The 17,652-nt window shown below is 70.9% G+C and carries 15 protein-coding genes, 2 pseudogenes and 1 riboswitch; of the genes and pseudogenes, 10 read left to right on the top strand and 7 right to left on the bottom strand.

The features are described from left to right. The 3 genes and pseudogenes from A5730_RS25160 to A5730_RS11715 form a co-directional block, all read right to left on the bottom strand. A pseudogene (locus A5730_RS25160) lies at positions 1-185 on the bottom strand (superoxide dismutase); the annotation flags it as partial. 24 nt (positions 186-209) lie between these two features. Then, complete coding sequence (locus A5730_RS11710) at positions 210-686, bottom strand: LytR C-terminal domain-containing protein (RefSeq protein ID WP_067900016.1); 477 nt, start codon at positions 684-686, stop codon at positions 210-212. An 18-nt stretch (positions 687-704) separates the two neighbouring features. Continuing rightward, a complete protein-coding gene (locus A5730_RS11715; protein ID WP_007167558.1) occupies positions 705-1,013 on the bottom strand; it encodes a DUF3263 domain-containing protein in 309 nt (102 codons plus the stop codon). A 204-nt stretch (positions 1,014-1,217) separates the two neighbouring features. On the opposite strand from A5730_RS11715, the gene A5730_RS11720 reads away from it, so the two are divergent. The 5 genes from A5730_RS11720 (at position 1,218) to A5730_RS11740 (ending at position 8,559) form a co-directional block, all read left to right on the top strand. After that, a complete protein-coding gene (locus tag A5730_RS11720) occupies positions 1,218-1,811 on the top strand; it encodes a peptide deformylase (protein ID WP_067900020.1) in 594 nt (197 codons plus the stop codon). After that, positions 1,811-2,647: a GCN5 family acetyltransferase gene (locus A5730_RS11725; RefSeq protein WP_067900022.1), complete on the top strand. Its 837-nt coding sequence runs from the start codon at positions 1,811-1,813 to the stop codon at positions 2,645-2,647. Before A5730_RS11720 ends, A5730_RS11725 begins: the two co-directional genes overlap by 1 nt. Before the next feature lie 23 nt (positions 2,648-2,670). Further along, positions 2,671-3,477 (top strand): exodeoxyribonuclease III, encoded by an 807-nt coding sequence (locus A5730_RS11730; protein ID WP_156745781.1) that lies wholly within the window; start codon positions 2,671-2,673, stop codon positions 3,475-3,477. Between the two features lie 214 nt (positions 3,478-3,691). After that, on the top strand, positions 3,692-4,126 hold the full coding sequence (locus tag A5730_RS11735; protein WP_067900027.1) for a hypothetical protein: 435 nt from the start codon (positions 3,692-3,694) through the stop codon (positions 4,124-4,126). Between the two features lie 50 nt (positions 4,127-4,176). Then, complete coding sequence (locus tag A5730_RS11740; protein WP_156745775.1) at positions 4,177-8,559, top strand: cation-translocating P-type ATPase; 4,383 nt, start codon at positions 4,177-4,179, stop codon at positions 8,557-8,559. Here A5730_RS11740 and A5730_RS25425 read toward each other — a convergent pair. Then, a pseudogene (locus tag A5730_RS25425) lies at positions 8,525-8,602 on the bottom strand (hypothetical protein); the annotation flags it as partial. The gene A5730_RS11740 and the pseudogene A5730_RS25425 overlap by 35 nt on opposite strands. A 63-nt stretch (positions 8,603-8,665) precedes the next feature. On the opposite strand from A5730_RS25425, the gene A5730_RS11745 reads away from it, so the two are divergent. Then, positions 8,666-8,941 (top strand): hypothetical protein, encoded by a 276-nt coding sequence (locus A5730_RS11745; RefSeq protein ID WP_156349451.1) that lies wholly within the window; start codon positions 8,666-8,668, stop codon positions 8,939-8,941. Here the strand turns inward: A5730_RS11745 and A5730_RS11750 are convergent. The 3 genes from A5730_RS11750 to A5730_RS11760 all read right to left on the bottom strand — a co-directional run bounded on the left by A5730_RS11750 (position 8,938) and on the right by A5730_RS11760 (position 13,911). Further along, a complete protein-coding gene (locus A5730_RS11750; protein ID WP_067900033.1) occupies positions 8,938-12,792 on the bottom strand; it encodes a SpoIIE family protein phosphatase in 3,855 nt (1,284 codons plus the stop codon). The two genes, A5730_RS11745 and A5730_RS11750, sit on opposite strands and share 4 nt — an antisense overlap. Continuing rightward, on the bottom strand, positions 12,789-13,151 hold the full coding sequence (locus A5730_RS11755; protein ID WP_067900037.1) for an STAS domain-containing protein: 363 nt from the start codon (positions 13,149-13,151) through the stop codon (positions 12,789-12,791). Before A5730_RS11755 ends, A5730_RS11750 begins: the two co-directional genes overlap by 4 nt. Positions 13,152-13,239: 88 nt before the next feature. Further along, positions 13,240-13,911, bottom strand: a complete 672-nt coding sequence (locus A5730_RS11760) for a PAS and ANTAR domain-containing protein (RefSeq protein WP_067900040.1) — start codon at positions 13,909-13,911, stop codon at positions 13,240-13,242. 72 nt (positions 13,912-13,983) lie between these two features. After that, a riboswitch (TPP riboswitch) is annotated at positions 13,984-14,094 on the top strand. Here A5730_RS11760 and thiC point away from each other — a divergent pair. The 4 genes from thiC (at position 14,086) to A5730_RS11780 (ending at position 17,640) form a co-directional block, all read left to right on the top strand. Beyond that, positions 14,086-15,717, top strand: a complete 1,632-nt coding sequence (gene thiC / locus A5730_RS11765) for a phosphomethylpyrimidine synthase ThiC (RefSeq protein ID WP_067900043.1) — start codon at positions 14,086-14,088, stop codon at positions 15,715-15,717. (Overlaps the previous riboswitch by 9 nt.) Beyond that, the gene (gene thiD / locus A5730_RS11770; protein WP_067900045.1) at positions 15,714-16,541 is read left to right on the top strand and encodes a bifunctional hydroxymethylpyrimidine kinase/phosphomethylpyrimidine kinase; all 828 of its coding nucleotides are present in this window, start codon (positions 15,714-15,716) and stop codon (positions 16,539-16,541) included. Before thiC ends, thiD begins: the two co-directional genes overlap by 4 nt. Then, on the top strand, positions 16,538-17,170 hold the full coding sequence (locus tag A5730_RS11775; protein ID WP_067900049.1) for an alpha/beta family hydrolase: 633 nt from the start codon (positions 16,538-16,540) through the stop codon (positions 17,168-17,170). Before thiD ends, A5730_RS11775 begins: the two co-directional genes overlap by 4 nt. 32 nt (positions 17,171-17,202) lie before the next feature. After that, on the top strand, positions 17,203-17,640 hold the full coding sequence (locus tag A5730_RS11780; RefSeq protein ID WP_067900050.1) for a MarR family winged helix-turn-helix transcriptional regulator: 438 nt from the start codon (positions 17,203-17,205) through the stop codon (positions 17,638-17,640). The last annotated feature ends 12 nt before the right edge of the window (positions 17,641-17,652 follow it).

The raw sequence follows: 17,652 nt of genomic DNA on the forward strand, positions 1-17,652 counted from the left end.
GGCCGGCCCTCCGGGGTCCCGCCGCCCGCCGGCGCCGGCGCCCCGGTCCAGACCGCCGGCGTGGTGCCCGGCGACGACGAGGCGTGTTGGGGCGACGAGCACGCGTTCAAAAGCGCCATGGAAGTGGCTGCGCAGAGCGCGGAAACGGTGACGGCGGCTTTGCGGTGACCGGCGAGGGGAGGCATAGCGGAAGCCTAACCGCTGACGCGTCAACCCGTAACGAGGACGATGACCCCGGGCGGCTGACCGGACAGCGCGGGGATGCGCGGCTCGACGGGCGCGCCCAGGCTTTTGCCGACCGCGTCGGCCGTCGCGTGCTCGTCGTCCGCGTCGGTGAAGTAGACGGTGGTGGCCGTGACGTCGGGCACGGTCAGGTTGTCGACCTTGGTGACGTTGAAGCCGGCGGCCGTGAGCTGATCCTTGGTGCGGGCGCCGACGCCCTCTTTCGTCGAGATGTTGTACACCTGCACGTCGGACCGGTTCCCCGCGGGCTTATTGCTGGTCGGCGTGGCCGACGAGCTGGTGGAGGAGGACGTGGAGACCGCCGACGCCGAATCGTCCTCGGAGCTGCCGGACGACCCCAGCGCCTGCCATCCGAGCAGCAGGAAGATGACGCCCAAGAACAACAGCACCATCACCATGGCCCGCAGGGGCAGCCCCGTGGAGTCGGGGACTCGCTCTTTCATCGAGCCCACTGTAGCGAGTCAGGTCACCTCGAAGCCGAGGCGCCGCGCCGCCCGGGCCTTCTGACGGCTGGCGCGCAGCCGCCGCAACCGCTTCACCAGCATGGGGTCGGCGGCCAGCGCCTCCGGCCGGTCGACGAGCGCATTGAGCACCTGGTAGTACCGCGTCGCCGACATCGAGAACAATTCCTTGATCGCTTCTTCTTTTACGCCCGCGAATTTCCACCACTGACGTTCAAAGGCGAGGATGTCGTGTTCGCGGCGGGTGAGCCCATCTGCGATCTCGGCATCGTCCCCCGATCGATTTGCCCGCGCCATGGCGCTGTCCATATAGCTTCCCCTGGACCCTTCCGGCGAATGCTCGGCTGCTGTGGATGACTTGACTTACCTGAGGGCGTGTTTCGGCGAATATTGAACCACGGCCCAAACCCTCAAGCCGTCATCCAGACCCGCGAGTCGGCCGATTGGCTCAGATTGCCCGACTGGAAGATCGCCGGATTCGACGCGCGGGCGCGTGCGGTAGCTTAGCCGACCATGGCAGTCGTACCGATCCGGATCGTCGGCGATCCGGTCTTGCACACCCCGACGCAGCCGGTGCCCGTCGGCGCCGACGGTTCGCTGCCGGCGGATCTGCCGCAGTTGATCGCCGACATGTACGAGACCATGGACGCCGCGCACGGAGTAGGCCTGGCGGCCAACCAGATCGGCGTCGGGTTGCGCGTCTTCGTCTACGACTGCGCCGACGACCGCGGCCGTACCGAGCGCCGCCGCGGCGTGGTGGTCAACCCGGTGCTGGAAACCTCCGACGTGCCGGAGACCATGCCCGATCCCGACAACGACGACGAGGGTTGCCTCTCGGTGCCCGGCGAGTCGTTCCCCACCGGCCGCGCCACCTGGGCGCGGGTCACCGGTCTCGACGCCGACGGCAAGCCGGTCGAAATCGAGGGCACCGGGCTGTTCGCGCGGATGCTGCAACACGAAACCGGGCACCTGGACGGCTTTTTGTACCTGGACCGTCTCATCGGTCGCCACGCCCGCAGCGCCAAACGCGCCGTCAAGGCGCACGGCTGGGGCGTGCCCGGCCTGTCGTGGCTGCCGGGTGAAGGGCCGGACCCCTTCGGTCACTGATGATCTCGTGGCCGGACCCGGGCACGCGGGTGACGCTTCGTTACCGGCGCCCCGCCGGCTCGGTCCCGCCGCTCACCGACGCGGTGGGGCACCTGTTGACGGTCGAGCCGGAGGTGCGGGTTCGGACCAAGACGGGCGCGATCGTATGCGTGGCGGCCGACGACGTGGTCGCGCTGCGGGTGCTCACCGACGCGCCGGTACGCACCTGGCAGATCCGGGGGCTCGAGCAGGCGGCCGCCGCGGCGGCGCCCGGCACGGAACGGGCCTGGCTCGACGGCTGGCTGCTGCGCGCCGGGGATGGCGTCAATTACGCTGTGCCCCTGGATGTTTCGGCCCACGCCGGCACCGTTGCGGCGATCGCCGAGTGGTACGAACGGCGCGGCCTGACACCGCGGCTGGCGATTCCGGATCGGTTGTTGCCGGTCCCGCCGCGGCTGAGCGCCGAACGCACCGAGCGCGTGCTGGTGCGCAACGTGTCGGCCTCTGCCGTGGCCGAACCCGATCCGGCAATCACGGTGTCGGCCCATCCCGGCGAGGCCGGCGGCGAGCTGGCGGTCGGCATCCGGTCCGGGGCGGCGCTGGCGCGCGCGGCGGTGACCGACGCGCCCGACGGCACGCGCTGGGTCGGGTTGTCGGCCATCGGGGCCGGTGACGACCCGGCGACGGCCGCCACCGGCGCGGCGCTGCTGGCGTGGGCCGCGGGGCGCGGCGCGACTCGCGCCTACCTCGTAGTCCCCGACGCCGGCGGCTCGGGGCTGGCCGACGCGCTCGGTTTCCGGGCGCACCACCGCCGCCGCTACTTCCCTGCCCGCTCCCCCGCCTGGGATACCGTCTAGCGATGATTGATGGCGGCGACCCGCTGCGGCTGGCCACCTGGAACGTGAATTCGATTCGCAGCCGCCTGCCCCGCGTCCTGGACTGGCTGGCCCGCGCGGACGTCGACGTGCTGGCGATGCAGGAGACCAAGTGTTCCGACAGCCAATTTCCCGCCCTGCCGTTCTTCGAACTCGGTTACGAGGTGGCGCACGTCGGTTTCAATCAGTGGAACGGCGTGGCGATCGCCTCGCGGGTGGGCCTGGACGACGTGCAGATCGGCTTCGACGGCCAGCCCACCTGGAGCAGCAAGCCGGAGGTGGCCGCGACGGCCGAAGCTCGCGCGCTGGCGGCCACCTGCGGCGGCATCCGGGTGTGGAGCCTCTACGTGCCCAACGGCCGCGCGCTCGGTGACCCGCACTACACCTACAAGCTGGAATGGCTTGCCGCGCTGCGTGATACGGCGGCCGCATGGTTGCACGACGACCCCGCCGCGCAGATCGCGCTGGCCGGCGACTGGAACATCGCTCCCACCGACGACGACGTGTGGAGCACCGAGTTCTACACCGGAGCCACCCACGTCTCCGAGCCGGAGCGCCGCGCGTTCAACGCCATCGTCGACGCGCAATTCACCGACGTGGTAAGGCCTTTCGCGCCCGGCCCCGGCGTCTACACCTATTGGGACTACACCCAGCTGCGGTTCCCGAAACGGCAGGGCATGCGCATCGATTTCATCCTCGCCTCACCGGAGTTGGCCGCCCGTGTGACGGCCGCCGAGATCGTCCGCGAGGAGCGGAAGGGAAAGGCCGCCAGCGATCACGCGCCCGTGCAGATCGATGTGAGGCGAGCCTAAATCGCTTTCAGCGCGGTCGCGTCGCAACCATGACCAGGTTAAGCTCAGGCAAATAAAATGCGGCTGCTCGTTGTCTGCGCCTTTCCAAGGTGGCAGGCTTTGATTTGTTAGAAGCAACAAACAGTGTTGTTTTGCTGTTAACGATGCGTTCAGCGGGTACGCCTCGCTGGTGACGCGGGTTTCGCGGCAAGGGCATACAAGCCAGGGAGTCAGCATGAGTGTCATCGGCGGAGCGGTCCGGGGCGTAGGTCAGGCGGTGAGTCGCGCGGCGACCACGACGACCGCGGCCGCCGGCGCTGTGGGTGGCGCGGCGGTCAACGGAGTCATCGGCGGGGTCACCGGAGCCGCCGAGGGCGTCAAAAAGGGAATGAGCACCGGCAGCCACTCGGCGCCGGCCGCCGCGGTGGCCTTCGGCGCGCTCGGCGTCGCCGGACTCGTCGAGTGGCCGGTGCTGCTGGCGGTCGGCGGCGGCGCCCTGCTGCTGCAACGGCTGGGCCGCAAGCGCGAACCGGCGAAGGCCAGCCTGAAGGCCGTGCCCGCCGAACCGGCGCCGCAGAAGGCCGCGCCGCGAAAGGCGGCCGCCAAGTCGACGGCCAAGAAGACCGGCGGTCGGCGCGCCGGCGGCAGCCAGTTGCGCAGCACCAACTAACTGGACTGTCCGAACCCACTTTGAGCATTGCGGCCGCGATACGACGATCAATGCCGTTGCGCGCCGTCGCGACCGGCGTCCAGGCGACCACCTCGCTCGTTGAGACCGGCGTCGCCATCGCCGCGATTCCGCTGCGCGAGGGCGCCCGGGCGATCGCGGGCGAGCTGCCCCAAAACCTCCCGGCAACGCTGAGCCGGCGGTGTTGGCGCGGCCAGGAGCGCGCCTGGATCGAGGTGCGCGGCCTGGACGGCGCCCCCGACGACCGGCTCGGGCGCTCGGTGCTCGACGCCGTGCTGGCCCACCGCGGCGTCGCGTCGGCCGCCCTGAACTACCCGCTGTCGCGCGTGGTGGTCACCCTCGGCGACGCGGGCACGTCGCTGCGCGACCTGTGCCGCGTCGTCGACGCGGCCGAGAAGCATTGCGGCCCAGCGCAATTCGTGGCACCCCCGACAAGCCTGCCCGGCGACGGCGTGGTGCTGGCGACCCCGCCGGCCGCCGCGGCCGCCAGCGCGGCCGGGCTGGGCATAGCGCTGACCGGGCGGGCGCTGCGCTGGCCCCGCATGCCCATCGGGGTCTTGGCGGGCGTGGTGGCCGTCGACTACCAGCCGTGGCTGCGCCGCCTGCTCGAGGACCGCATCGGCCGGCCCGCGACCGACACCGTGCTGGCGCTGGCCGTGACGGCGGCCGAAACCGTCACGCTGTCCCCCGCGTCCCTGTCGGTCGGCCTGCTGATGCAGTCGCTGAAGGCCGCCGAATGCCGCGCCGAGGCGCGCGCCTGGGTGCGGCACGAGCCGCAGCTGGCCGGCCACGCCGACCACCCGCTGACCGACGCGTCGGCGGGGTCCAAGCCGCCGCGCGGCCGGCCCGCCGACCACCACGCCAACCGATTCGCGCTCGTCCAGGCGGTCAGTGCCGCGGTCGTCGGCGCCACCACCCGTAACCTCAACCAGGCGGCGCTGGCGGTCCTGGTGACCACCCCCGCGGCCAACCGCACCACGCCGGAGGCCTTCGCCGCCGCGCTCGGCCAGGGCCTGGCCGACCGCCACGCGGTCCTGGCGTTGCGGCCCGAGGCGTTGCGGCGCCTGGACCGGGTGGACGCGATCGTCATCGACCCGCGGGTGTTGTGCACCACCAGCCTGCGGGTGTCGCTCATCCGGGGCGCCCAGGAGGCCGAACTGCCCGCCGCGTGGTCGCGCGCCCAGCTGATGCCGGAGAAGAATCGGCTGCGCCCGGGCTGGCATCCGGTGCCGGGCATTACCGCCAGCGAGCCGAACGCGAAAGTGCAGGCGCTGTTCTGCTTCACGCACGACCCGCTGGCGTCGGCCGTCGTCGCCGAGGCGCACCGGACCGGATCGGAATTGGTTTCGGTCGAGCACGATTCGCTCGGCGAGCTGCGCCCGGCCTTCGACGAGATCAGGCCGCTCAAGGGCGGATCCATCGACGACGCCATGGCCCTTGCCGTGGCGGACCTGCAGGACGAGGGTCGCACGGTCGCCGTGCTGTCATCGCCCGGGGCGCAAGCGATCTGGTCCGCCGACGTGGCGCTGGGCATGCTGCCCGAGCCCGGCGCCGGCCCGCCGCCCTGGTACGCCGACCTGTTGCTGCCCGACCTGGCCGCCGCCTGGCGGGTGCTGCACGCGCTCCCGGCGGCCCGCGCCGCCGCGCAACGCGGCGTGGGGATCTCGGCCGGCGCGACGGCGATGGGCTCGCTGCTGATGATCCCCGGCGTCCGCGGGATCGGGCGCGGGCCGGTGACCAGCGGTGCGGCGGCCGGTCTGCTGTCGGGAATGCTGTTGGCGCGCGGCATCATCAAGGCCGACCCACCACGCGCGGCTCCCGTCGAGGAATGGCACGCGATGGCGGTCGAGCACGTCCGCCGCGCGTTGCCGCGGCCCGACTCGGAGCCGGCCGGCGACCCGCGGCGCCTCGCGCTGGCGACCGTCGGCGCCCCGCCGCCCCAAACGCGCGCGCACGCCTTCCTGCAATTCCTGGCCGCCGTGCGCGCCGAGTTGACCGACCCGTTGACCCCCGTGCTGGCGCTCGGCTCGGCGGCCAGCGCGGTGCTGGGCTCGCCGGTGGACGCCGTCCTGGTCTTCTCGGTACTGGCCGGGAACTCCATGCTCGCGGCCAGCCAGCGATTGCGGGCCGAGAACCGGTTGAATCACCTTCTCGCGCAACAGATCCCACCGGCCCGCAAGGTGGTGTCGGACGGGCCCGATCGGGCGTACACCGACGTCATCGCGGCGCAGCTGCAGCCCGGCGACGTCATCGAGGTGCGCACCCACGAGGTGGTACCCGCCGACGCGCGGATCATCGAGGAGGTCGACGTCGAGGTCGACGAGTCGACGCTGACCGGTGAGTCCCTGTCGGTGGAGAAGCAGGTCGAGCCGACGCCCGGTGCGGCCCTCGCCGAGCGCCGCTGCATGCTCTACGCCGGGACCACCGTGGTGGCGGGCACCGCGGTGGCGGTGGTGACCGCCGTCGGGGCCGACACCCAGGAGCGCCGCGCGGCCGAGCTGGTGTCCGGCGACCTTTCCTCGGACGTCGGTCTGCAGCACCAGCTCAGCCAGCTGACCAACCGGGCCTTCCCGGTCAGCATGACCGGCGGCGCGCTGGTCAGCGTGCTGGGGCTGGTGCGCGGGTCGGTCCTGCGTCAGGCCGTCGCCAGCGGGATTGCGATCGCCGTCGCGGCGGTTCCCGAAGGGATGCCGTTGGTGGCGACGCTGGCGCAGGCGGCGTCGGCGCGGCGGCTGACGAAGTTCGGCGCGCTGGTCCGCGTCCCGCGCTCGGTGGAGGCGCTCGGCCGCATCGATGTGGTCTGCTTCGACAAGACGGGCACGCTCAGCCAGAACCGGCTGCGGGTGTCCGAGGTCGTCGCGGCGCCGGGAACGTCGCGCGAGGAGGTGCTGCGCTGCGCCGCGCACGCCGCGCCGCCGTCCAACGGCGGCCCGCACGCGCACGCCACCGATGTCGCGATCGTCGAGGCCGCCGCGTCGGTCAACGGACACGGCTCGGGCGCACCCGTCGCGCACCTGCCGTTCCGCTCCGGCCGGTCCTTCTCGGCCTCCGTGACGGACACCGAGCTGGCCGTCAAGGGCGCCCCCGAGGTGGTGCTGGCCGCGTGCGGCGACGTGGGCCACGCGATGGAGGAGACGGTCGCGCGGATGGCCGGCAACGGCCTGCGGGTGATCGCGGTGGCACGGCGCCAGCTGAGCGCCGCCCAGGCCGAGGCGATCCGGCGGGAGCCCGACGACATCGCCGACTTCGCCCGGGACGGGCTGACCCTGACCGGCTTCCTGGGTCTGTCCGACACCCCCCGCGCCGAAGCAGCGGCCCTGCTGGCCGATCTGCGCCGGCTTTCGGTGGGCGTCAAGCTGATCACCGGCGACCACCCGATCACTGCCAAGGCCATCGCCGAGGAGCTCGGCCTGAGCGTGACCGCGGAACAGGTGATCAGCGGCGCCGAATGGGATGCGTTGTCGCGCAAGGAACAAGAACGCGTCGTGACCGAGCGGGTGATCTTCGCCCGGATGACACCGGAGAACAAGGTCCAGGTGGTTCAGACGCTCGAAACCGCGGGCGTGCGCACCGCGATGGTCGGCGACGGGGCGAACGACGCCGCCGCCATCCGGGCGGCCACCGTCGGCATCGGCGTCGTCGCCGGCGGCAGCGACCCGGCGCACATGGCGGCCGATGTGGTGCTGGTGGACGCCCGCATCGAGGGCCTGCTGCACGCCATCGGAGAAGGCCGCCAGCTCTGGCAGCGGGTGCAGGCGGCCGTGTCGGTGCTGCTCGGGGGCAACGCCGGCGAGGTGTTGTTCGCCATCATCGGCAGCGCGATCACCGGGACCTCACCGCTGAACACGCGGCAGCTGCTCCTGGTCAACATGATGACCGACGCGCTGCCGGCGGCGGCGCTCGCGGTGAGCGAGCCGAGCGGCCCGGTGGATCCGGGCATCCGGGGGCCGGACCAGCCCGCGTTGTGGCGCGCCGTCGCCATCCGCGGCGTCACCACGGCCGCCGCGACGACGGCGGCGTGGGCGATGGGCAGCGTGACCGGCCGCCCGCAGCGGGCGTCCACGGTCGCGCTGGTCGCCCTGGTGGGTGCCGAGCTGGGTCAGACGCTGCTGGATTCCCACGCCCCGCTGGTGGTGTTCACCGCGGTGGGCTCGCTCGCGGCGATGGGAACGCTGATCAGCATCCCCGTGGTCAGCCAGTTGCTCGGCTGCACACCGCTGGGTCCAGTCGGCTGGGCGCAGGGGCTGGGATCCGCTGCCGCGGCGACCGTCGCGATCGGTGTGCTGAATCGTGTGCTGACGGATCCGGACAAATCGGCCGATGCCCCCGCTGAGGTGGGCGAATCTCCACCACCCCGGCACGCCATAACAGCGCATAGAGTTCCTGTAACGGCACCTTCAGGACGTGAGCAATAGAGGAAACTAGCGGATCGCCCCCGGCGTCGGTCATCGTCGACATATGTCCGACGGTGGCCGCACCACCCGGCGAGTCGGCAAACCCTTCGTTACTGAAAGGCAAATGATGGCGGAAAAGAAGACGCGTAAGGGGACCTCGCAGCGCGAGGCGGTGCAGAAGATCCGCGAGGGCGAAACGTTCGTCGTGAACCTTCCGGTGGTCGGGCAGATGGAGATCCCCCGGCCGGAGCAGCTGGCCTATTTCGGGGGCCTGGCCGCGCTGGCGGCGTTCGAGCTGATCGACTGGCCGGTGGCCGTGGTGATCGCCGCCGGCCACTTCCTGGCGAGCAACCACCACAACAAGCTGCTGGAAGAGCTCGGCGAGGCGATGGAAGAGGCCTAAGGGGTCCCGACGGCCCGGTCGAACCGCAGCGTGACCCGGGTGCCCCCGGCAGTGCGCAGGGTGTCGACGTGGTCGGCCAGCCCGCCGATCAGGGTCAGGCCGCGGCCGCGTCGGCGGCTGCGCAAGCTGGCCGAGGAATCGCCCACCCACCGCCCGGTGTCGCTGACCGTGACGGCGACGGTCTGCTCCCGCAGGAAGGCCTCCACCGAGACCGTTCGACGCGGCTCCCCGTCGCTGCCGTGCTCGATCGCGTTGGTCACGGCTTCGCCGGTGGCCAGCAGGATGTCCATCTCGCGCTTCGGGGCGACGTCGATGCCTGCCAGCCACTCGCGCATCCGGTCGCGCGCGACGGGGATCTGCCCCGGCGCGGCCGTCACCACGGTGGCGAAGCTGCGCGGGGATACGTGGCTCGGGCGCAGCGCGAGCAACACGACGTCGTCGCGGTAGCCGGTGGGCGGGGCCAGCCGGGCCAGCACCTCGGTGCAGACGGACTCGACGGGAAGGTCGGCGCATTCCGCGGCCGCGCGCTGGAGGCGAGCGAGGCCGTCGTCGAGCGTTTCGCCGGCGCGCTCGATGAGCCCGTCGGTGTAGAGCAGGATCAGGCTCCCCGGCGGCAGGTTCGCCGTCGCGGTGGCGCCGGATGGATAGTCCTGCGCGTCGTGCTCCTTGATGGCGACCGGCAGTCGCCGGCCGGACGTCAGGAACACCGCGCGATTGCCGGGAAAGACCAGCAGCGGGTAGGGGTGCCCGGCACAGCTGTAACTGACCGTGGCGCAACCGGTTTCGGGTTCGGGTTCGGCCTGGACCAGGGCGTAGGCCACCGTCGCGCAGCGGGCGCCCGCCACGCTGGCCCCGTAGCGGTCCAGCGCGCCCAGCACCGCGGCCGGTTCACCCGCCGTCAGGGCCGAGGCGGCCACCGCCGCGCGCAGCCGGCTCATCACGATCGCGGCGGGCAGCCCGTGCCCGACGACGTCGCCCACCGATATCCCGAGCCGGCCCGCGCGATCGAGCGGGGTGACCGAGTACCAGTCGCCGCCCACGCGCATCGCCTCACCCGCGGGCTGGTACACGGCCGCCACGACCGCGGCCGTCGAGCCGCGGTCGAGGTCCAGCAGGTGCTCCTGGAAGTCCACGGCGATGCGATGCTCGCGGGCCATCACGCGGACCCGGTCCAGCGCCGAGGACGTCAGCTCGGCCATGCGGCTGAACGCGTCGAGCTCGGCGCGCTCGAACTGCCGCGGCGCGGGCCATAGCAGCGCCAGCACCCCCACCACGCGGCTGGAATGATCCCGCAGCGGATGGGCGACGCAGGCGCGCACGCTGCCGGCGGTGTCCTGGACCGCGTGCTCGTAGCGCGGCGGCAGGTCGAAGGTGTCGGGGATGACCATCGACTCGCCGGTGCGCACGACGTCGGCCCCCACCACCGGGGAGTCGAGCCCGGTCACGTGGTAGCGATCGCGCAGTTCGCCGGGCAGGTGGCCGGCGTACTCGAACCGGATGTGGCGTTCGCCGTCCAGGATGCCGATCGCGACGGTGGCGGCGTCGGCCGAGCCGAATGACGATTGCAGCAAGGCATCCATGATCCCGGCGACCGAGTCGGTGGCCTGCAGCGCGGCGTCGAGTTGCACCAGGTCCGAGGCCGCCGCGCGCCGCTGACGGTCCCGCTCGCGGGCGACCGCGGACAACCTCGACTTGACCCGGTCGATCAGTTCCTGGGAGCGGAACGGCTTCGGCAGATAGTCGTCGGCGCCACCGGCGTAGCCCTCGTCGACCGCCTCCGTGCCGGCCCGGGCGGACAGCATGAGGACCGGCGTGGCCGCCAGTTCCGGGTCCGCGCGGATGGCCGCCACCAGCGCGAAGCCGTCGATGCCCGGCATCATCACGTCGGTGACGACCGCGTCCGGCCGCAGGTTCCGGGTCGCCGTCAGCGCCGACTCGCCGTCGGCGGCCAGGACGGTCTCCCAGTGCGCCGAGAGCACCCGGTCGAGATGGTGTCGCATGTCGGCGTTGTCGTCGGCGATCAGCACCAGCTGGCGCGACCTCTGGGCGGTCGCCGTCGTCCCCTCGGGCTCCACGACCGGCGTCAGCCACTGCCGGGCCTCGGCCACGTACGGGTTGGTCTCGTCGAGTAGCCCGGCCGGCGACAACTCGGCGGTGGTGCCCGCGGCGGAAAGCGGCAGCCGGATGGAAACCGTTGTCCCGCGGTCCAATTCGCTCTCGATCGCCACCACGCCGTTGTGCAGCTCGACGAGGCCGCGCACCAGCGACAGCCCGATGCCGGTGCCCTCCACGCTGCGGCCCCGCAGGTTGTCGGCGCGGTAGAAGCGGTCGAACAGGCGGTCCAGGTCGGCGGCGGCGATCCCCACCCCGGTGTCGCTCATGGTGACGACGCAGTGCGCGGGTTCGGCGCACGCCCGCACCGAAATCGAGCCCCGCAGTGTGTATTTCACCGCGTTCGAGAGCAGGTTGAGGATGATCGTCTCCCACATGCCCGGGTCGACGTCGGCCAGCACCGGGGAACAGTCCACGACCAAATCCAGCCCGGCGCGGTGGCAGAGCTCGGTAAAGGACGACGCGATGTGTGCGGTGAGCGCGCCGACATCGGTGCACGCCAGCTTCGCGTTCGCGCGGCCGGCCTCGATGCGGGAGAAGTCGAGCAGCGAGTCGACCAGGCGTTGCAGGCGCCGCGCGTTGCGGCCCGCCGTGCTCAGGCGTTCCGCCAGAACGCTTTCCGACGGCGCCTCGGACAGCGCGTCGTCGAGCGGCCCGAGCAGCAGCGTCAACGGGGTGCGGAACTCGTGGCTGACGTTGGTCAAAAACGCCGTCTTCGCCCGGTCCAGTTCGGCCAGCGCGTCGGCCCGTTGCCGTTGCTGCTCGTAGGAGACGATCTGCGCGAAGGTCGAGGTGAGCTGGTCGGCGAGCAGCTGGCAGAAGCCGCGGTACTGCTCGTCGAGCGGGCGGCGCGGACTGATGCCGACCAGCAGCGCGCCGGCGATTGTGGTCTCCGCCAGCGGCAGCACCAGCGCCTGCTCCGGGCAGTCGGCGGCCAACACGTCGTCGATGCCTGGGATGCGTGCCGCCACCGCGTCGATGACCCGCACTTGGGAGCGCGACTTTGACGCCGCGTCCCAGTCGGTCAGCTCCCCGAGCGCGCGAGGCAGCAGCGGCAACACCGACGGCGTCGCGCCGCGCAGCGCAACCCGGTGCGCGGCGGGGTCGTCGGCATAGACGGCGATGAACGGCAGGTCGGCGGGCTGGCCCCCACACACGGCGACGGCGACGGTCACCGCGTCGTCGATACTGGAGGTCTCCATCATCGCCGACGCCAGCGCGTTGAGCAGGTGCAGGCGACGCTCGCTGAGCACCCGTTCGGTGGTCTCGGAGACCGCGCAGAAGATTCCGGAGACGCCGCCGGCTGCGTCGATCATGGGGCCGTAGCTGAAAGTGAAGTACCGGTCTTGCCACCGGCCTTCCGTCAGCATTGACAATTGCAAGTTGTCGGACCAGGTGGCCTCGCCGGTGCCGATGACGCTTGCCAGCATCGGGCCGATCGGTTCCCAGATGTCCCACCACACCTCCCGGCCGGGCCGGCCCACCGCGGCGGGGTGCTTGTCGGCAAGAAGCGGAATGTAGGCGTCGTTGTAAATCAGGAACAGGTCTTTAGTCCCCAGCCACAGGACGATGGGGAACCGTGACGTCAACGCCGTCACCACCGCCGCGCGGTACTCGGCCGGCCACTGACCCGGTGGCCCTAAAGGGTGTGCTGCCCAATCGAATTCGGCGAACCGGCGACCCATCTCCCCGCCCAGACCGACCGCAGCCGCCAGGTCGGCCGGCAGTTCGGGGGTCATTGCTGTCGCTTGTGTTGCAGCGCCTCGGACAGCGTGGGGTAGATATCGAGAATACGATCCAGCTCGGTCACCTCGATCGGGCGGAGCACTTGGTCGTGGTCGGCGACCAGGCGGACCGACGTGCCGGCTTCCTTGCCCGCGTCGTGACACTCGAGCACGGCGTTCAGCGCCGCGCTGCCGAAGAAGTCGACCGCCCGCAGGTCGACGACGACCAACCGGGCCGGGTGCGTCTCGGCCAGCTTCAGCGCGGCGGTCAGGTGAGCGGTTACCTCATCGACGGTACTGGAGTCGACGCCGCCCTTAACGCGCACGACCACGGCGTCCTCGACTGCCTCATGTTCCACCGCCAACAAGTTCAGCGCCTTTCGTCCGGATACGCGGCACGCGCCGCTCCGAGTGTAGGAACACTAACTGTTTGCGGGCTGCCGCGTTCGCGTATTCCCCTGGTTACCCAGCGGGCTCGGCGGATATCCGTTCGTGCACCGTCAGCAGCAGATGATCGAACTGACTCTGCAGCGCGGGCGTCGAGGCGTCCAGGGTTGCCACCTCGGCCAAAAGTTGCCGGGCCAACGCCCGCAGCTTGACGTTGGTCTCCTGCGACCGCCACTGCAACACCCGGAAGGCCTGCTCGGCGCTGACCCGGTACACGACCATCAGCACGCCCTTGGCCTGCTCGATCGCCGCGCGGCTTTCGAACAGGTCGGGCAGCGCCTCGTCGAGCACCTCCTGCCGGTTCTCGTCGAAGGTGTCGGTGACGTCGACGTAGTAGCCGGCGGTGCCCACCACCGCGCCCGATTCGTCGAGCATGCGGTCGGCGACGACGATCGCGTCGTGCACCTTGCCGGCGGTGTCGATGAACCGGTGCCGGCTGGAGAACGACCCCGCCGACTGCAGGGCGTAGTCCAGTTGCTCCTGGACGTGCGCCCGGTCGTCGGGATGCTTGTGCGACAACAGCAGCTTGGTCGTCGGTTCGACGGTCCCGGGTTCGTAGCCGTGCATCCTGGCCACTTCGTCCGACCACTCCCAGCGCTCGCCGATGAACCAGAAGCGGAAGGAACCGACGTTCGGATACCGCGCGCCGGACTCCACCGGGCTCAGCTGCTGGCCTTGCCGTTGCACGGTTGCATTTTTCCATCCGGGGGACTCCTCCTGCTACCACCCCGGCAAAAGGGGTAACGTCGCGGGCGGAACATCCAAAGACGCGGGAGCGCACGTCGAATGCGCTGAGAGGACGGCTTGCGGCCGTCGACCGTACGAACCTGACCGGGTAATGCCGGCGTAGGGAGATGAAAAATGACCGATGTCCTTTCCCAAGCCGTCGAGGCCGCCGTCACCACCGGGCCCATCGCGGGCAGCAGCAAGGTGTACCGCGACGTCGAGGGCATGCGCGTCCCGTTCCGGCGGGTGCACCTGTCCACCGGGGACCACTTCGACCTCTACGACACCTCGGGCCCCTACACCGATTCCGATGCGGTGATCGACCTGACGGCCGGGCTGCCGGCGCGGCCCGGCGTGGTCCGCGACCGCGGCACCCAGCTGCAGCGGGCCCGGGCCGGCGAGATCACCGCTGAGATGGCCTACATCGCGGCACGGGAGGGCATGCCCGCCGAACTCGTGCGCGACGAGGTGGCGCGCGGCCGCGCGGTGATCCCCGCCAACCACAACCACCCCGAGAGCGAGCCGATGATCATCGGCAAGGCCTTCGCGGTGAAGGTCAACGCCAACATCGGCAACTCGGCGGTGACGTCGTCGATCGCCGAAGAGGTGGACAAGATGGTGTGGGCCACCCGGTGGGGCGCGGACACCATCATGGATTTGTCCACCGGCAAGAACATCCACGAGACCCGCGAGTGGATTTTGCGCAACTCCCCCGTCCCGGTCGGCACCGTGCCCATCTACCAGGCGCTGGAGAAGGTCAAGGGTGACCCGACGGAACTGACGTGGGAGATCTACCGCGACACCGTGATCGAGCAGTGCGAGCAGGGTGTGGATTACATGACCGTGCACGCCGGCGTGCTGCTGCGGTATGTGCCGCTGACCGCCAAGCGGGTTACCGGCATCGTGTCCCGCGGCGGGTCGATCATGGCGGCCTGGTGCCTGGCCCATCACCGGGAATCGTTCCTGTACACCAACTTCGAGGAGCTCTGCGACATCTTCGCCCGGTACGACGTCACCTTCTCTCTTGGTGACGGGCTGCGGCCGGGCTCGATCGCGGACGCCAACGACGCCGCGCAGTTCGCCGAGCTGCGCACCCTCGGTGAGCTGACCAAGATCGCGAAAGCCCATGGCGCGCAGGTGATGATCGAGGGCCCGGGACACGTCCCGATGCACAAGATCGTCGAGAACGTGCGGCTGGAAGAGGAATGGTGCGAAGAGGCCCCCTTCTACACGCTGGGCCCGCTGGCGACCGACATCGCGCCGGCCTACGACCACATCACGTCGGCGATCGGCGCGGCGATCATCGCCCAGGCCGGCACCGCGATGCTGTGCTACGTGACGCCCAAGGAGCACCTGGGGCTGCCGGACCGCAAGGACGTCAAGGACGGGGTGATCGCCTACAAGATCGCCGCGCACGCCGGCGATCTCGCCAAGGGCCACCCGCGCGCGCAGGAGCGCGACGACGCCTTGAGCACCGCGCGCTTCGAGTTCCGCTGGAACGACCAGTTCGCGTTGTCGTTGGACCCCGACACCGCACGGGAATTCCACGACGAGACGCTGCCGGCCGAACCCGCCAAGACGGCGCACTTCTGCTCGATGTGCGGGCCGAAGTTCTGCTCCATGCGCATTACCCAGGACGTCCGCGACTACGCGGCCGCGCACGGGCTGGACAGCGAGGAGGCGATCGAGGCCGCGATGGCCGAGAAGTCGCAGGAGTTCGCCGAGCACGGCAATCGGGTGTACCTGCCTCTGACGCCCACTCAGTGAGTTTTCTGCCGCTGCCACCGTCGGGCACCACGCCGCTGCGCGTGCTGTCCATCGCCGGGTCGGACTCGGGCGGTGGCGCGGGCATTCAGGCCGACCTGCGCACCATGGCGCTGCTGGGCGTGCACGCCTGCGTCGCGGTGTCCGCGGTGACCGTGCAGAACACGGTGGGGGTCAAGGGTTTTCACGAGGTGCCCGCCGACGTCGTCGCCGCCCAGATCGAGGCCGTGGTGACCGATATCGGCGTCCAGGCCGCCAAGACCGGGATGCTCGCGTCGTCGGCCATCATCGCCGCGGTGGCCGACACCTGGCGCCGGCTGGGGTTGACCGTCCCGCTCGTCGTCGATCCGGTGTGCGCGTCGATGCACGGCGACGCCCTGCTGGCCACGTCGGCCCTGGATTGCCTTCGGGACCAACTATTTCCGTTGGCCACCCTGGTCACGCCGAACCTCGACGAGGTGCGACTGCTGGTGGGCGTCGACGTCGTGGACGTCGAGTCGCAGCGGGCGGCGGCCAAGGCCTTGCACGCGCTGGGGCCGCGCTGGGCGCTGGTCAAGGGCGGACACCTGCGGTCGTCCGAGCGCAGCTGCGACCTGCTCTACGACGGTGAATCCTTCTACGAATTCGAAGCCGAGAGGTTGCCCGGCGGCAACGACCACGGCGGTGGCGACACGCTGGCCACGGCCATCGCCTGCGCCCTGGCGCACGGCCACACCGTCCCCGACGCCGTCGGGTTCGGGAAGCGCTGGGTCACCGAGTGCCTGCGCGCGTCCTATCCGCTGGGCCACGGCCACGGCCCCGTCTCCCCCCTCTTTCGGTTGTCATGAACCTCGAGGAGATCGCCGGCATCGCGCACGAACCCGACGGCTCACCGGCGGGCGTCGTGGTGCTCACCCACGGCGCCGGCGGCAACCGGGATTCGCCGCTGCTGCAACAGGTTTGCGGCGAGTGGGCGCGGCGCGGCTGGCTCGCGGTGCGGTACAACCTGCCCTACCGGCGGCGCCGTCCCACGGGCCCGCCGTCGGGTTCGGCGGCCGCCGACCGCGCCCGGATCGTCGAGGCGATCACGCTGTGCCGCGGCCTGACCGACGGCCCGCTCGTCGCCGGGGGGCATTCCTACGGCGGCCGGCAGACGTCCATGGTGGTGGCCGCCCGTGAGGCTTTTCCTGTTGAAGTGGACGTGCTCACGCTGTTCTCCTACCCGGTGCATCCGCCGGGGAAGCCGGAGCGCGCCCGCACCGAGCACCTGCCCGACATCCGGGTGCCGACCGTGTTCACCCACGGGACGTCGGACCCCTTCGGCACACCCGACGAGTTGCGCGCGGCCGCCGCGCTGGTCGCCGGCACCACCGCCGTCGTCGAGATCGCCGGCGCGCGACACGATCTGCGATCCAAGACGCTGAACGTCCCGGCGCTGGCGGTCGACGCGGCCCTGCAGCTGCTCGGGCGCAATTAGACAGTTTGAACTTATCAGTTTAGACTGTCTGTGTGGACGCCGTCACCGAATCAGCCGCCGCGGCGGCCCGCGACCTGCGGGTCGTGTTCAGCCGCCTGCGGCGTCAGTTGAGGGAAGTCGCCACCGACGACGACCTGACTCCCTCGCAGACCGCGGTGCTCAACCGGCTCTGGAAGGACGGGGCCTCATCGGCGAGCGTCCTGGCTTCGGCCGAACGGGTACGTCCACAATCCATGGCCACGATCGTGGCCGCGCTCGAGCAGCGGGGGCTCATCGAGCGCACGCCCGACCCGGAGGACGGCCGGCGGCAACTGATTTCGCTGACAGCGGCGGGGCGGCGACGCGCCGAGAGCAACCGGCAGGTCCGCGAGGAGTGGCTGGCCCGCGCCATCCACGACCGATACTCCGAACGCGAGCGTCGCGTCATCCTCGACGCCCTGACTCTGCTCGAACGCTTGACCGAACAATGAAAGGGCAAGCGC

Source organism: Mycobacterium sp. ACS4054, from assembly GCF_001667275.1.
Classification (GTDB): domain Bacteria; phylum Actinomycetota; class Actinomycetes; order Mycobacteriales; family Mycobacteriaceae; genus Mycobacterium.

Bases quoted from the DNA above. Each gene is read 5' to 3' on its own strand.
- A5730_RS11720 (WP_067900020.1), top strand. From the start codon at position 1,218: ATGGCAGTCGTACCGATCCGGATCGTCGGCGATCCGGTCTTGCACACC.
- A5730_RS11750 (WP_067900033.1), bottom strand. From the start codon at position 12,792: ATGACCCCCGAACTGCCGGCCGACCTGGCGGCTGCGGTCGGTCTGGGC.
- A5730_RS11735 (WP_067900027.1), top strand. From the start codon at position 3,692: ATGAGTGTCATCGGCGGAGCGGTCCGGGGCGTAGGTCAGGCGGTGAGT.
- A5730_RS11740 (WP_156745775.1), top strand. From the start codon at position 4,177: ATGCCGTTGCGCGCCGTCGCGACCGGCGTCCAGGCGACCACCTCGCTC.
- A5730_RS11775 (WP_067900049.1), top strand. From the start codon at position 16,538: ATGAACCTCGAGGAGATCGCCGGCATCGCGCACGAACCCGACGGCTCA.
- A5730_RS11725 (WP_067900022.1), top strand. From the start codon at position 1,811: ATGATCTCGTGGCCGGACCCGGGCACGCGGGTGACGCTTCGTTACCGG.
- thiC (WP_067900043.1), top strand. From the start codon at position 14,086: ATGACCGATGTCCTTTCCCAAGCCGTCGAGGCCGCCGTCACCACCGGG.
- A5730_RS11715 (WP_007167558.1), bottom strand. From the start codon at position 1,013: ATGGACAGCGCCATGGCGCGGGCAAATCGATCGGGGGACGATGCCGAG.
- A5730_RS11710 (WP_067900016.1), bottom strand. From the start codon at position 686: ATGAAAGAGCGAGTCCCCGACTCCACGGGGCTGCCCCTGCGGGCCATG.
- A5730_RS11745 (WP_156349451.1), top strand. From the start codon at position 8,666: ATGGCGGAAAAGAAGACGCGTAAGGGGACCTCGCAGCGCGAGGCGGTG.